The organism is Novosphingobium marinum (genome assembly GCF_013408095.1).
Classification (GTDB): domain Bacteria; phylum Pseudomonadota; class Alphaproteobacteria; order Sphingomonadales; family Sphingomonadaceae; genus Novosphingobium; species Novosphingobium marinum.
Genome location: NZ_JACBZF010000007.1, coordinates 12,479 through 25,037, shown reverse-complemented (window position 1 = coordinate 25,037; position 12,559 = coordinate 12,479). Strand labels below are relative to the sequence as shown.

The 12,559-nt window shown below is 64.9% G+C and carries 11 protein-coding genes; 6 read left to right on the top strand and 5 right to left on the bottom strand.

The window, feature by feature from the left end; translation table 11 throughout:
* Positions 1-122: 122 nt before the first annotated feature.
* A complete protein-coding gene (locus FHS75_RS15325; protein ID WP_179408552.1) occupies positions 123-803 on the top strand; it encodes a TetR/AcrR family transcriptional regulator in 681 nt (226 codons plus the stop codon).
* Between the two features lie 12 nt (positions 804-815).
* Here the strand turns inward: FHS75_RS15325 and FHS75_RS15320 are convergent, their stop codons facing one another.
* From FHS75_RS15320 to FHS75_RS15300, 5 genes are all read right to left on the bottom strand, one after another.
* Positions 816-1,436 carry an isochorismatase family protein gene (locus FHS75_RS15320; RefSeq protein WP_179408551.1) on the bottom strand — a complete coding sequence of 207 codons (621 nt, stop codon included), beginning with the start codon at positions 1,434-1,436 and terminating at the stop codon, positions 816-818.
* Between the two features lie 19 nt (positions 1,437-1,455).
* Complete coding sequence (locus tag FHS75_RS15315; protein ID WP_179408550.1) at positions 1,456-3,975, bottom strand: TonB-dependent receptor; 2,520 nt, start codon at positions 3,973-3,975, stop codon at positions 1,456-1,458.
* Between the two features lie 99 nt (positions 3,976-4,074).
* Positions 4,075-4,485, bottom strand: a complete 411-nt coding sequence (locus FHS75_RS15310; RefSeq protein ID WP_179408549.1) for a nuclear transport factor 2 family protein — start codon at positions 4,483-4,485, stop codon at positions 4,075-4,077.
* Complete coding sequence (locus FHS75_RS15305; protein WP_179408548.1) at positions 4,485-4,916, bottom strand: nuclear transport factor 2 family protein; 432 nt, start codon at positions 4,914-4,916, stop codon at positions 4,485-4,487. Before FHS75_RS15305 ends, FHS75_RS15310 begins: the two co-directional genes overlap by 1 nt.
* Positions 4,913-5,671, bottom strand: coding sequence for an aspartate/glutamate racemase family protein (locus tag FHS75_RS15300; protein WP_229735685.1), 759 nt, complete (start codon positions 5,669-5,671; stop codon positions 4,913-4,915). Before FHS75_RS15300 ends, FHS75_RS15305 begins: the two co-directional genes overlap by 4 nt.
* 99 nt (positions 5,672-5,770) lie before the next feature.
* Here FHS75_RS15300 and FHS75_RS15295 point away from each other — a divergent pair, with 99 nt between their 5' ends.
* The 5 genes from FHS75_RS15295 to FHS75_RS15275 are packed head-to-tail and all read left to right on the top strand — an operon-like array spanning position 5,771 to position 12,527.
* Positions 5,771-6,439 (top strand): GntR family transcriptional regulator, encoded by a 669-nt coding sequence (locus FHS75_RS15295; protein ID WP_179408547.1) that lies wholly within the window; start codon positions 5,771-5,773, stop codon positions 6,437-6,439.
* Positions 6,440-6,447: 8 nt separating this feature from the next.
* A complete protein-coding gene (locus FHS75_RS15290) occupies positions 6,448-7,386 on the top strand; it encodes a hydroxymethylglutaryl-CoA lyase (RefSeq protein ID WP_179408546.1) in 939 nt (312 codons plus the stop codon).
* Complete coding sequence (locus FHS75_RS15285; RefSeq protein WP_179408545.1) at positions 7,386-9,434, top strand: hydantoinase/oxoprolinase family protein; 2,049 nt, start codon at positions 7,386-7,388, stop codon at positions 9,432-9,434. The genes FHS75_RS15290 and FHS75_RS15285 overlap by 1 nt, the downstream gene beginning before the upstream one ends.
* A gap of 13 nt (positions 9,435-9,447) precedes the next feature.
* The gene (locus FHS75_RS15280; RefSeq protein WP_179408544.1) at positions 9,448-11,346 is read left to right on the top strand and encodes a hydantoinase B/oxoprolinase family protein; all 1,899 of its coding nucleotides are present in this window, start codon (positions 9,448-9,450) and stop codon (positions 11,344-11,346) included.
* The gene (locus FHS75_RS15275) at positions 11,343-12,527 is read left to right on the top strand and encodes a CaiB/BaiF CoA transferase family protein (protein WP_179408543.1); all 1,185 of its coding nucleotides are present in this window, start codon (positions 11,343-11,345) and stop codon (positions 12,525-12,527) included. Before FHS75_RS15280 ends, FHS75_RS15275 begins: the two co-directional genes overlap by 4 nt.
* Positions 12,528-12,559 lie beyond the last annotated feature (32 nt).

Below are 12,559 nucleotides of genomic sequence, written 5' to 3'. Positions count from 1 at the left end.
TTTCCGCCGGAACCAGATAATTGTCAATCAGCACTGCTTATTTTTTTGTCGGGCGAAACAAGGATGATTGTCATTCTTGGGAAATGCTGCTTGTGATCTGCGGGGAGAGGAAGCGAACAGGCTTGAAACCGGAACGCAATTCGAGGTCCGACCTGCGCATCGGCGATGTCCGTGAAGAACGGGCCGCGAGGGCGAAGCGGGGCAGCAGCGAGCGGCAGGCTGCGAAGGGCGATGCGCTGCGCACGCAGGTTCTGGACGCGGCGATCGATTGCCTGGCCGAATTTCCCTACTCGGAAGTCTCGGCCAGCGTCATTGCGCGGCGGGCCGGCGTCTCGCGCGGCGGAATGCAGTACTATTTCCCCACGAGGCTAGAGCTTCTGCGTCAGACCGTTGCACACCTGCACAGGGTGCGGCTCGACATATTCCGAACGGATCTGTCGGCCCTTCGCGAAGGCGCCGACGCGGTCGACCACGTTATCGACTCGCATTGGCGGCACCTCAACGAACGGGAGTTCCTCGCCTATCAGGAACTGGTTCTGGCGGGCCGGTCCGAGCCGGAACTGGCCGACCTGCTGGCCTCAAGCTACCGCGCGTTCCTCGACGAATGGCACGACATAGCGCGCGATACCATCGGATGGCATGCCGAGGATCCCGAAGTGGCCAGGATGGGAAACATCGCCCACTACCTGCTCGAGGGAATGGCCTACGGGCAGCTGGGCGGGCAATTGCGCAAGGAGGAGGTCTCCGACCTGCTCAGCTACGCAAAGTCGATCATGCGTTCGGCAATGACCCGCGACGACTGACGCCGTCGTACTTCATCGGTCGATCCAGGCGGTCACCTCGCCAAGGGGCACGACGTCGCCGTATTTCGCATGCATGTCGAAGAGGTTGGCCTTGTGCGGAGCCTCGTGACGGTCGCCCACGGCCTCTTCGACGACGATCGGGATGAAGCCGTGCGAACACGCGTCGACGCAGGTCGCGCGAATGCAGCCACTGGTGGTCAGCCCGGCGATCAGCAGGGTATCGTGGCCCGACGCCGTAAGCGTGGAGGCGAGCGAGGTTCCGAAGAATGCGCTCGGATACTGCTTGGAAATTACTAGTTCGTCGCTCGCCGGTGCGAGCCCGTCGGGCCACGCGCCCAGCGGGTGCCCCTGCGCGAAATTCGCCAGCGGGGCGATCTTCTGCGCAAAGCGCCCGCCATCGATCAGCGAGGGGTGGTAGGCCACGTTGGTGTAGATGACCAGAAGTCCGGCCTTCCGCGCCGCGGCACGCAATTCCAGCGCGGCTTCGAGCGTTTCGCCCACGTCGGCGAAAAGCGGGCTCGTCGGCTCGAAGTAGGCCTGCACGAAGTCGACGAGGATCAGCGCCGGCTTCCTGCCGAAGCCGATCCTGTCACCGAATACGCCGGCGTAGTTGCTGTCGGCATCCCCGGTCATCAAAAAGGGGCCCCTCCGGTCAGAACTTGTACCCTACCTCGACCCCGAGGCGACGCAATCCGCCGGGCGAGATGAAGGACCCGCCGAACTCCGCCGCAGTGATGACTTCGTTCAGGTACTTCCGGTTGAACAGGTTTTCGGCAAACGCCGTCACGTTCCAGTTCTCCCCTTCGAAACCGAAGCGCAGGTTCATGACGCCGAACGCTTCGCGGCGCGTGATCGAATAGTCCGCATCGCCCACGAACGCGGGAAGTGCCAGAGCGGAACCCGGCAGCAGGCCGCTGAACAGTGTCGGGTTCATGTCGTCCTGCAGCGTGTGGAACCAGGTCGGGCCGGTGATGCGATAATCGGCGCGCAGCACCATGTCGAAGGTAGCGGCGATCGGCGCGACGACCTGCGTGCCGAGGTTGATCGTGTAGTCCGCCGTATACGGCGACTTGTTGCCCACGGTCTGCGGACGGGAGGCGTTGGCCTTGATCTCGCTTTCGGTGACGTTGATCGCGCCGTAGAGGTCCCAGCCCTCGACAATTTCGGCATTGATGTTGAACTCGCCGCCGTAGACTTCGACCTCGTCGATGTTGGAGACCACGCGCAGCAGTCCGAAGGCACCCACGAAGAATTCGAAGAACTGCATGTCGTCGATCTTGGTGTAGTAGCCTGCAAGGTCGAACGTGAGAGAACCGTTCAGCGCCGATCCCTTTATGCCCGCCTCGAACGCGCTCGATTTCTCCTTGCGGTAGAGGTCATTGATCAGGACGTTCGTGCCGATGAACTGGTTGAAGGCCTGGTCGACGATCGCTGCCGACCCCTGGTTGTTGAACCCGCCCGATTTGAAGCCGATGCCCCAGTTCGCATAGAAATTGACGTCGTCCGTGATGGCGTAGCGCAGCGAAACCTTGGGCTGAATCTGCTTGAAGGTCTGCGACTGGTCGGGGATCGGGCCGAAGGCCTGGCCGGGATTGATCGGACCTCCGGTGAACGGGTCGGTCGCAACCGGCACGAGGCTCGACACAGAGCGATCCTCGATATCGTAGCGCAGCGCCAGTCCGAGGTCGAAACGCGGCGTCACTTCGAAATCGACAGAGCCGAACGCGGCGTAAACGTCGGTGCTGAAATCGTCGTAGTACAGCTGCGTCGTCGGGTTGCTGGTGCCCGGTGCGTTGTAAAGCTCGCGAATGATCCCCTGTCCAAGGTCAGCCCCCAGGCTGACGCCGACCTTGCGGTCGATATGCAGGTAGTAGAGGCCGAGCTGCCAGTCGAAAACCTCGTCGCCGTTGCTGGCGATGCGGATTTCGCCGCTGATGTCGGACTGTTCGCGGATCTGGTACTGCGTGCCGTCGCAGGTGGTGGGGCTGTAGGGTCCGAATGTCGAGCCGTTCGCCGGGTCGAAAATGAACGGAACCGGCGTCGCGCCGATGAACGTCGGCGGGTTCAGCGGATACCCGGTCAGCGCCGCGGTGCTGGCGAAGCAGGCATTCGAGGCCGCGACCGACGCGTCGGTTCCGGCGGGAAACGTGAACCGTGCGAAGTCTGCCGAAGTCCCGTCGGCGGTCAGCGACTGGTCGACGTCGCTGTAAAGCGCCCAGGCCGTGAGCGTCACGGCTTCGAATTCATGGGTGATCTTCGCGGAGGCCTCGAACGTCTTCTGGTCGTTGGTCGGGCGGATGTTCGAATAGAAATTGAACGGGTGGTCGTTCACGTCCTCGAAGAAGGCGGGGTTGGCGCCTGCGAAGTTGGGCAGGTGGAATGCGGCGTTGAAGGCGATCGAAGCGCCCGAAAGGTCGGCATAGCGCGCCTTGACGTCGAGCTCGGTCGCAGGCCCGATATCGGCGACGACCCGGCCGTCTATCGACCAGATCTCCTGGTCGTCCACGGTCTTGCTGCCGAGGAAGTCGTTCCGGTAGAACCCGTCTGTCGTGTAGTAGCTGCCCGAAAGAACGAGGCCGATCCCCTCGCCGAGCGGCGTCGAAACATACGCCGAGGCACGATAGGTGCTGTCCTCTGCTGCGCTGACCTCGATCCCGCCCTCGAGCACGTCGCCGGGCTTCAGGGTCTGCAGGACTATCGCGCCGGCGGCGGCATTGCGCCCGTAAAGCGCGCCCTGCGGCCCTTTCAGCACTTCGATCTGCCGCAGCGTGCCCTGGTCCTGATTGAGCTGCGCGGTGTTCGTCTTGAGAATGCCGTCGACCACGAGCGCGACCGAGCTTTCGGCGTCGCGCGCGCCGTTGATGCCGCGGATGTTGATCTGGGTATCGCCTGCCTCGGCGGTGCCGGTGACGATGGTGACACCGGGCGTCAGCTGGACGAATTCGTCCGCCGTATTGACGCCGGTGCGCTCGAGGGTTTCGGCGGAAAGCACCGTGATCGAGGCGGGCACGTCGGAAAGCACTTCGTTCTGGCGGCGCGCGGTCACGATGATGACGTCTTCGGCCATGTTCCCCGTTGCCGCGCCCGAGGTCTGGGCAAGTGCCGTCTGGTGGGCGGCGGCCAGGGCCACGGCGGCTGCGCCGGTTGCAAGGAAGGTCTTGGTATGTGCCATCGATCAAAACTCCCTGGTGTGGTTTCGCGCCTTCCCAAAACCTCTTCGCTTTTTTCTCGTGCCTTTCGGCATTCTTGCGACCGGAAGAGCTCCGGATAGTCAGACGAGGACGTTGGCCCCGCTCATGTAGACGTAGACTTCCTGGAACTTCGCCCCGTCGCCCGCAGGCCGCAGGCGCCAGAAATTTGTGTTGTTGAGGAGAGTGACTTCGCCCGCCGCATCATGGAGCTCGGCCACGAAGCTCGCGGCGATCCGGCCGTGGGCCTCGTCCACCGTACACGTGAAATCGCGGTGGACGATCGTTTCGTAGGCGCCGAAGAAATCCTCGAACATCCGGCGGATCTCTGCCTTGCCGCTATGCCGGGTGAAGGCCGTCTGGACGCAGAAGAGCGCCTCGTCATGGAAGCAGTCGAGCACCGCATCCATGTTCTTGGAATCGACATTGCCGAAATACTGCATCGTCGCGAAATCGATGAGTTGCTCGCGGTTGAGGACCGGCGCGTACTGCATCAGGCGTCTCCTTCCTTCAGCAGGTTTTCGCCGCTCATGTACACGAACACGCGGTGGAACAGCCGGTCCTTGAGGTAGAAGCGATTGCAGTTCTCGTAGCGAAGCTGCTCGCCGCCGTTCGGCGTGATCAGGACGGTGAACTGCGAACAAACCGCGTTGGTCAGCGGGTCGGCCGTGTGGACGAAGTTGCCGTGCCAGATCTGTTCGAAATCGGCGAAGAGCTTGACGAACATCGCGCGGATTCCTTCGCGCCCCTTGTGCACCGTCGCGGACGTAACCTCCGTCAGGACCGCGTCTGGCGTGAAGGTATTTAGCACCTGCTCCATGTTCTTGTTATCGACGCCGTCGAAGTAACGCTTCGTGACGATATCGACGTAGTGCGGGTATGGCAGCGCGACCTGCCCTGCCCCGCCGGCGCTCCACTCGCTCATTCGTACCAGCCTTTCCGGACATCGGCGTCCTTGGGAACTTCGGGAGCCGGAAACGCCTTCTTGCTGTGCGCAAGACCGAGCTCGATCTGCGTTTCCAGCATCTTGTAGGCGACGGGTCCCGGATTGATCACGGGGATCGGCAGCCGCCCGGCGAGATGCGCGGCGGACTGGTGCATCGTGGTCGAGCCCAGGACGATCACGTCGGCGCCGTCCTCGTCCATGGCCTTGCGCGCCTCGGCCTCCAGCTTGCCGAAGATCACCTCTTCCTTGCCAGCGAGCAGTTCGGTCACGTCGGGCCGCGTGTCGATCGAGCGGATCGAGGCGACCCTGCTCCACCACCCGTATTCGGTCAGCGTCTTTTCGTAGAGAGGGAACCACTGCGGCCACATCGTCAGGACCGAGAACTTCTTGCCCATCATCATCGCCATCGCGAACGCCGCTTCGCCGGGGCCGACCACCGGGATGGACAGGCGAGAGCGCAGGGCGCGCAGTCCGCTGTCGCTTACCGTATCGATCAGGACGCCCGCGTAGCCTTCTTCCCCGGCGGTGACGCCGGCCTGGAAAACGGTCCAGTCCATCAACAGCATGTCGTGGTAGGAATCGCCGAGAGCAGCACCCCAGCGTACTGCATGAAATTCGGGTCGAAAACCGGGGCGGACGAAATCGGCGGGCAATTGCTGCGCGCGGTTGGCGACGCCTGCCTCATCCATCGGGATGGGCACGATGACCTTGATGCGCCGCTCTTCATTCGCCACGAGATGCAATCTCCCCGAGGGACCTGTTCGGTCGTGAGCCTTGAACGACAAAAGAGTTATTGTATACAACGTGAGCGAGTCAAGACCCGGCGAGGTGTGATGGCGAAGGCTTCGGACAAGGCATACGACACGATCAGGGCGATGATCCTGTCCGGTGAACTTGCCGCAGGAGACCAGTTGGCCGAGGAGACGCTTGCCGAACGGTGCGGCGTGTCCCGGACCCCGGTACGCGATGCGCTTCGGCGGCTCGAGGCGGAACTGCTCGTGCGGCGGTCCGACTCGCAGCGAACCTTCGTTTCAGACTGGTCGCTCGACGATGTCGAGGACGCCTTCGAACTTCGCGCGATGCTGGAAGGCATGGCGGCGCGGCGCGCTGCCGAGCGCATGGATCAGGCCACGATCGAGCGCCTCAGGCTTTGCAATGCCCGCCTCGGAGCGGCAATCCGGGGCGCCAGGGCCGACGTCGCCTCCTTCCTCGAGGAAAACCGCCTTTTCCACGAGATCATCCTGAAGGCCGCCGACTCGCGCCGCCTTGCAAGCCTGCTCGGCTCGCTGATCGAACAGCCGGTGGTCTGGCGAACGGCGCAACACTACGGACCCGGCGCATTCGCCCGCTCGCACAGCGAGCATGAGGACTTGCTGGCCGCATTCGCGCGGGGTGACGGCGCCTGGGCCGAAGCGGTGATGGCCGGGCACATCCGCCGCGCGTTCCACGTCTACGCAGATGCGCACCGCGGCATGACGGCAATCGACCGGGGGGCGGCTTGAGTCTTCAAATGTATACAGAAATGCCCGAGCGCATCGAGATGGTCGAAGTCAGCCCGCGTGACGGGCTGCAGAACGAGAAGCGCAGGATCGCAACCGCGGACAAGCTGGCGCTGATCGAGCGGGCCGTCGCTTTCGGAGCGCGCCGCATCGAGGCGACGAGCTTCGTCAATCCCAGGGCGGTTCCGCAGATGGCCGATGCCGAAGCAGTGTGCGAAGGCCTTCCCGAGCGCGAGGACGTAACCTGGATCGGCCTTGTCATGAACCGGCGCGGAGCCGAACGGGCGCTCGCCACCGGACGGATCGACCAGCTCGGCGCGGTGAGCGTCGCGACCGACAGCTTCGCGATGGCCAACCAGGGCCAGACCTGCGACGGCTCGGTCGAAGCCGCCTGCGAGATCGTCGCGCTTGCAGCCGAAAACGGACGCAGCGCGCAAGCGACAATCGCCGCGAGTTTCGGCTGCCCCTTCGAAGGCGAGGTGCCCGAGGATCGCGTGATCGCAATGGCGAGCGCGATCGCGGCGGCGGGACCGGTCGAGATCGCGCTGGCGGACACGATCGGCGTCGGCAATCCCGCCCACGTGTCCCGGCTCGTCGCGCGGGTCGCGGAAGCGATCGCGCCGATCCCGGTGCGCGTCCACTTCCACAACACCCGCGGCACGGGCCTTGCCAACGTCTGGGCAGCGATCGGTTCGGGCGCGCGCATCGTCGACGCTTCGGTTGGCGGCCTTGGCGGCTGCCCGTTCGCCCCCGGAGCCGCCGGCAACATCGCGACCGAGGACGTGGCCTACATGCTCGAGCGCGCCGGGATCGCGACGGGCCTCGACCTTGCTGCGCTGATCGACACCAACCACTGGCTTGCGAAAGTGATGGACAAGGACCTGCCCTCGATGGTCGGCAAGTCGGGCGGCTTTCCCGCGCCGCGCGAAGAAGAAAGGACAACTGCCTGATGCGCTATCGCCTTGGAGTCGACGTGGGCGGCACGTTTACCGACCTCCTTCTGTTCGACGACGAGACCGGCGCATTCTGGCGTCACAAGACCCCCTCGACGCCGCACGACAGCTCGGAAGGCATTCTCACCGGTGTCAATGCGATCACCGACGAAGCCGGAGTCGATCCCGCCGACGTGGAATTCTTCCTCCATGGCACGACGGTGGCGACGAACGCGGTGCTGGAAGGCAAGGGCGCGCGCGTCGGCCTCGTCGTGACCGAAGGCTATCGCGACATCATGCAGATCGCGCGCAGTTTCGTGCCGGGTGGGCTGGCCGCGTGGATCGTCTGGCCAAAGCCGCAGCCGCTCGCGGCGCTGGAGGACACTGTCGAGGTTCCGGGCAGGCTCGGCGCCGATGGCACCGAGGTTCGCCCGCTCGAGGAGGAAGCGACGAGGCTGGCCCTGCGCCGGCTCAGGGAGCAGGGAGTCGAGGCCCTCACCGTCAGCCTGATCAATGCCTACGTCGACGGAACCCACGAGCGCCGCATCGGCGAGATCGCCGCCGAGGAGCTGCCCGGGATCCCGATTTCGCTGAGCCACGAGGTCCTGCCAGAGATGCAGGAGTACGAACGCACGCTCTCGACCGTCGCCAACGCTGCGGTCCGCCCCGTAGTATCGAACTATATCGCCAGCCTTCGCTCGCGGCTCGAGGACGCGGGTGTCCGCGCCAAGGTTTCGCTGCTGCGCTCGGACGGCGGCCTGATGAGTTCGCACAAGGCGCAGGAGCATCCGGTCAATATCCTGATGTCGGGCCCTGCAGGCGGAGTTACCGGGGCGGTCTGGGTTGCGCGAAATGCCGGTCTCGACGACATCCTGACGCTCGACGTCGGCGGAACCTCGACCGACGTCGCGCTGATCGAGAACCTCGAGCCGCGCCGGGTTCGCACGACCGAGGTCGGCCACCTGTCGGTGCGCGCATCGTCGCTCGACGTGAAGACGGTGGGCGCGGGCGGCGGGTCGATAGCCTACGTTCCCGAACTGACTGGCGCGCTTCGTGTCGGACCGCAAAGCGCGGGCGCGGTGCCCGGCCCCGTCGCCTATGCCAAGGGCGGCACGCAGCCGACCGTCACCGATGCCAACGTCGTGCTCGGCTACCTTCCCGAGGATCTCCTGGGCGGCGCGTTCCGCCTCGATCGCGATGCCGCCAAGGAAGCTGTCGGAACGATCGCCGACGCGCTCGGCGTGGGCCTGATGGAAGCGGCGCGCGGCATCATCGACATCGTCAACGAGAACATGTTCGGTGCGCTGCGGATGATCTCGGTCCAGCAGGGCTACGATCCCCGGCACTTCGCGCTGATGGGCTTCGGAGGCGCGGGGCCGCTCCACGTCAATGCCGTCGCGCGCCTCATGGGAAGCTGGCCGGCGGTCAGCCCGGTCTCCCCCGGCGTGCTGTGCGCCCTGGGCGATGCGACCACGCGCATGCGCACCGAAACCGCGCGAAGCTTCAGCCGCATGGCGCGCGAAACCGATGTCGGGGAGATGACCGCGCTTCTCGACCAGATGGCCGTGCAGACCCGCTCCGAGCTCGAAGCCGACGGCGTTCCGTCCGACACGATCCTGAGCGAGTTCGAGGTCGACGTGCGCTATGCGGGCCAGGCGTTCGAAGTACCGCTCACCATCGACCAGGAGACGTTGCGGCGCGAGGGCATAGAAGGCATCGTCGCCCGCTTCGACGAGGAGCATCGACGGCTGTTCACCTTCAACATGGACACTCCTCACGAGATCGTGAACCTGCGTGCGGTCGCGCTCGGCGAGCCCCCCGAGCTGGCGGCGCCCCGCCTCGAGAAGGGAGACGGCAATCCGGCACGCGCGAAGATCCGCGACCATGCCCTGTGGATGGACGGGAAGGAGCAGGCCGCGGTCATCTACGATCGCTCGCGGTTGCTCCAGGGAGACACGATCGCAGGTCCCGCCATCGTGACCGAGATGGATTCCACGACGCTTGTCGAGGCAGGCTGCGTCGCCACCATCGATGCCGTCGGCAACATCCTGATCAATCCGGCCTGAGGAGGCGCGACCCATGCCCGCACAGATCATCGAGACCAACCCCGTGCCATTCGACCGGGTCGATATCGATCCGGTGACGCTCGACATCATCGAAAACGCGCTGCGCAATGCCCGGATCGAAATGGACGCCACGCTCGTGCGCACCGCCATGAGCCCGGGCATCCGCGAACAGGGAGACGCCTTTCCGCTTATCGCCGATCCCGCCGGCAGGATGATCGTCGGCCAGTTCGGCAGCTTCATCGACGGCTTCCTGCAGGGTTTCGACGGCACCATCGAGGACGGGGACATGATCTTCCTGTCCGATCCCTACAGTTGCGACGGCGCGATCAGCCACTCGAACGACTGGCTGGTGCTCGTCCCCGTCTACAAGGGCGGGCGGCTGCTCGCGTGGACCGCGATGTTCGGCCACCAGAGCGACATCGGCGGCAGCGTCGTCGGTTCGATGCCGATCCGCGCCAAGTCGATATTCGAGGAAGGCGTGCGCATTCCTCCGGTCAAGATCTGGCGCAAGGGAGAGTACAACGAGGACCTGATGAAGCTCGTCATGCACCAGACGCGCAAGCCCGACTGGTGCCAGGCAGACCTCAACGCGCTCGTCGCCAGCTGCCGTGTCGCGGCCAACCGCGTGATCGAGATGGCCGAGCGCTTCGGCGAGAATGTCTACTTTTCGGCGACACAGGAACTGCTGGCGCGCAATCACCGCGCGATGAAGGCGCTGATCGCGCAGGCCGTTGCCGAGGAGCCGGTGAGCTTCGAGGATTACCTGTGCGACGACGGCATGGGATACGGCCCGTACCGGATCAAGTGTACGATGTGGCGCGAAGGCGACAAGGTCGTGCTCGACTTCGAGGGGACCGACCCGCAAAGCGTCGCGTCGATCAACTTCTATCTCAACAAGAACATGTTCAAGATGTTCTTCGGCATCTACATGATCATGGTCTTCGATCCGCAGATCCTGTTCAACGACGGGTTCTACGACCTGATCGAGGTGCGCATTCCCGAAGGATCGCTGCTTCGTCCGAAATTCCCCGCAGCGCTTTCCGGGCGTACGCATGCTCTGGGCCGCATCTTCGATATCCTCGGCGGCCTTCTCGGCCAGAAGACGCCCGAATTCCTCAACGCCGCCGGCTTCAGTTCGAGCCCCCACCTGTTCTATTCGGGCTGGGACGAAAGACCGGGCGGGAACGGCGAATGGTTCCAGCTTTTCCAGATCGCGTTCGGTGGCATTCCGGGCCGCCCTCTTGGCGACGGACCCGACGGCCACTCGCTCTGGCCCGGGTTCACCAACGTGCCGAACGAATTCCTCGAACGGTATTTTCCTCTCAGGATCGAGCGCTACTCGACCGAGCCCGACAGCGGCGGCGCGGGACTGCACCGCGGCGGCAACGGCATCCGGATGACATACCGCTTCCTGGCCGACGGCGCGATCGCGATCCACGACGACCGCTGGTTCGTACCGCCCTGGGGGGTCAACGGAGGGCACCCCGGAAAGCGCGCTCGCAAGGTGCTGGAAAGTTCGGACGGCACGAGCCGGGTCATCGGCAACAAGGTGGAAGACGTCGCAGTCGAGGCAGGCGACCTCCTTCACTTCATAACCTGGGGCGGCGGCGGCTGGGGCGACCCTCTCGAACGCGATCCCGAGCTTGTCGCACTGGAAGTGCGTCAGGGGCTGGTCAGCGGGAAGGGCGCACGCGACTACGGCGTGGTCCTCGCTGGCGACGGCAGCGTCGACGCCGACGCAACCAGGGACCTGCGCGCCGACCTTGCCGGATCGCGCGGCGAACTCCCGCTGTTCGACTTCGGACCCGGCCTAGACGAACTGCGCGCCTCTTGCGAAAGGGAGACGGGCCTCCCCGCGCCTGTCCGCCCGCAGTGGCACGAGAAAACCGTACCGGCGGAGGCCGCCGAATGACGGGCGCGCTGGCCGACATCCGCGTCGTGGAGATGGGCCAGCTCCTCGCCGGCCCGTTCTGCGGCCAGCTCCTTGGCGACATGGGCGCCGACGTCATCAAGATCGAGCCGCCGGGCGCGGGCGATCCGATGCGGCTATGGGGCCAGGGCGACGACAAGGTCCAGTGGGAGGTCATCGGGCGCAACAAGCGTTCGGTCACCTGCAACCTGCGGGTAGCGGAAGGCCAGGACCTCGCCCGCCGCCTGATCGGCAAGGCCGACGTCCTCGTCGAGAACTTCAAGCCCGGCACCCTGGAGAAGTGGGACCTCTCCCCCGCCGAACTCCACCGCGAGAATCCCGGCCTCATAATCGCGCGCATGTCGGGCTATGGACAGGACGGTCCCTACTCCGACCGTGCCGGATTCGGCGGCATCGGCGAGGCGATGGGCGGCTGGCGCTATATCGTCGGCGAACCCGACCGCCCGCCTTCGCGGATGGGCCTTTCGATCGGCGACACGCTTTGCGCCACGTACGGTTGCATGGGCATCCTTGCGGCGCTCCACCACCGCGAAAGCACCGGCGAGGGCCAGATCATCGACACCGCGCTTTACGAAGCGGTGCTGCAGGTCATGGAAGGGCTGATCCCCGAATACGATCACAACGGGATCATCCGCGAGCGTTCGGGATCGATCCTGCCCGGAATCGCGCCCTCGAACGTCTACCAGTGCAAGGACGGACCGTTCATGATCGGGGCCAACAAGGACGAGATCTTCGCCCGCCTCGCCAGGGCCATGGGACAGCCCGAACTGGCAACAGACGAGCGTTACGCAACGCATCTTGCGCGCGGGCGCAACCAGACGGAACTCGATGCCCTGGTCAACGACTGGACGTCCCAGCACACGATCGAGGAAGTCGATGCCGCCATGATCGCCCACTCGATCCCGGCGGGCCGCGTCTATCGGGCGCCCGACATGCTCGCCGATCCCCACTTCAGGGCACGCGACGCCATCGTCGAGGTCGAGACCGAAAGGCACGGCAAGGTGAAGATGCAGAACGCCTTTCCCAAGCTGTCGAAGACGCCCTCGGGCATTTTCCGTCCTGCGCCGGCGGAACCGGGTCAGCACAACGCGGAGGTCTACGGCGAACTGCTCGGGATCGACGGTGCGGAGCGGGGCCGGCTGGCCGACAGCGGGATTATCTGACGCGCGTTCCTGCTTCGCCTTGCCGGCACCGG

Excerpts from the sequence above, each read along its gene's own strand:
- FHS75_RS15305 (WP_179408548.1), bottom strand. The coding sequence starts at position 4,916 with ATGAGCGAGTGGAGCGCCGGCGGGGCAGGGCAGGTCGCGCTGCCATAC.
- FHS75_RS15280 (WP_179408544.1), top strand. The coding sequence starts at position 9,448 with ATGCCCGCACAGATCATCGAGACCAACCCCGTGCCATTCGACCGGGTC.
- FHS75_RS15285 (WP_179408545.1), top strand. The coding sequence starts at position 7,386 with ATGCGCTATCGCCTTGGAGTCGACGTGGGCGGCACGTTTACCGACCTC.
- FHS75_RS15295 (WP_179408547.1), top strand. The coding sequence starts at position 5,771 with ATGGCGAAGGCTTCGGACAAGGCATACGACACGATCAGGGCGATGATC.
- FHS75_RS15320 (WP_179408551.1), bottom strand. The coding sequence starts at position 1,436 with ATGACCGGGGATGCCGACAGCAACTACGCCGGCGTATTCGGTGACAGG.
- FHS75_RS15290 (WP_179408546.1), top strand. The coding sequence starts at position 6,448 with ATGTATACAGAAATGCCCGAGCGCATCGAGATGGTCGAAGTCAGCCCG.
- FHS75_RS15275 (WP_179408543.1), top strand. The coding sequence starts at position 11,343 with ATGACGGGCGCGCTGGCCGACATCCGCGTCGTGGAGATGGGCCAGCTC.
- FHS75_RS15310 (WP_179408549.1), bottom strand. The coding sequence starts at position 4,485 with ATGCAGTACGCGCCGGTCCTCAACCGCGAGCAACTCATCGATTTCGCG.
- FHS75_RS15315 (WP_179408550.1), bottom strand. The coding sequence starts at position 3,975 with ATGGCACATACCAAGACCTTCCTTGCAACCGGCGCAGCCGCCGTGGCC.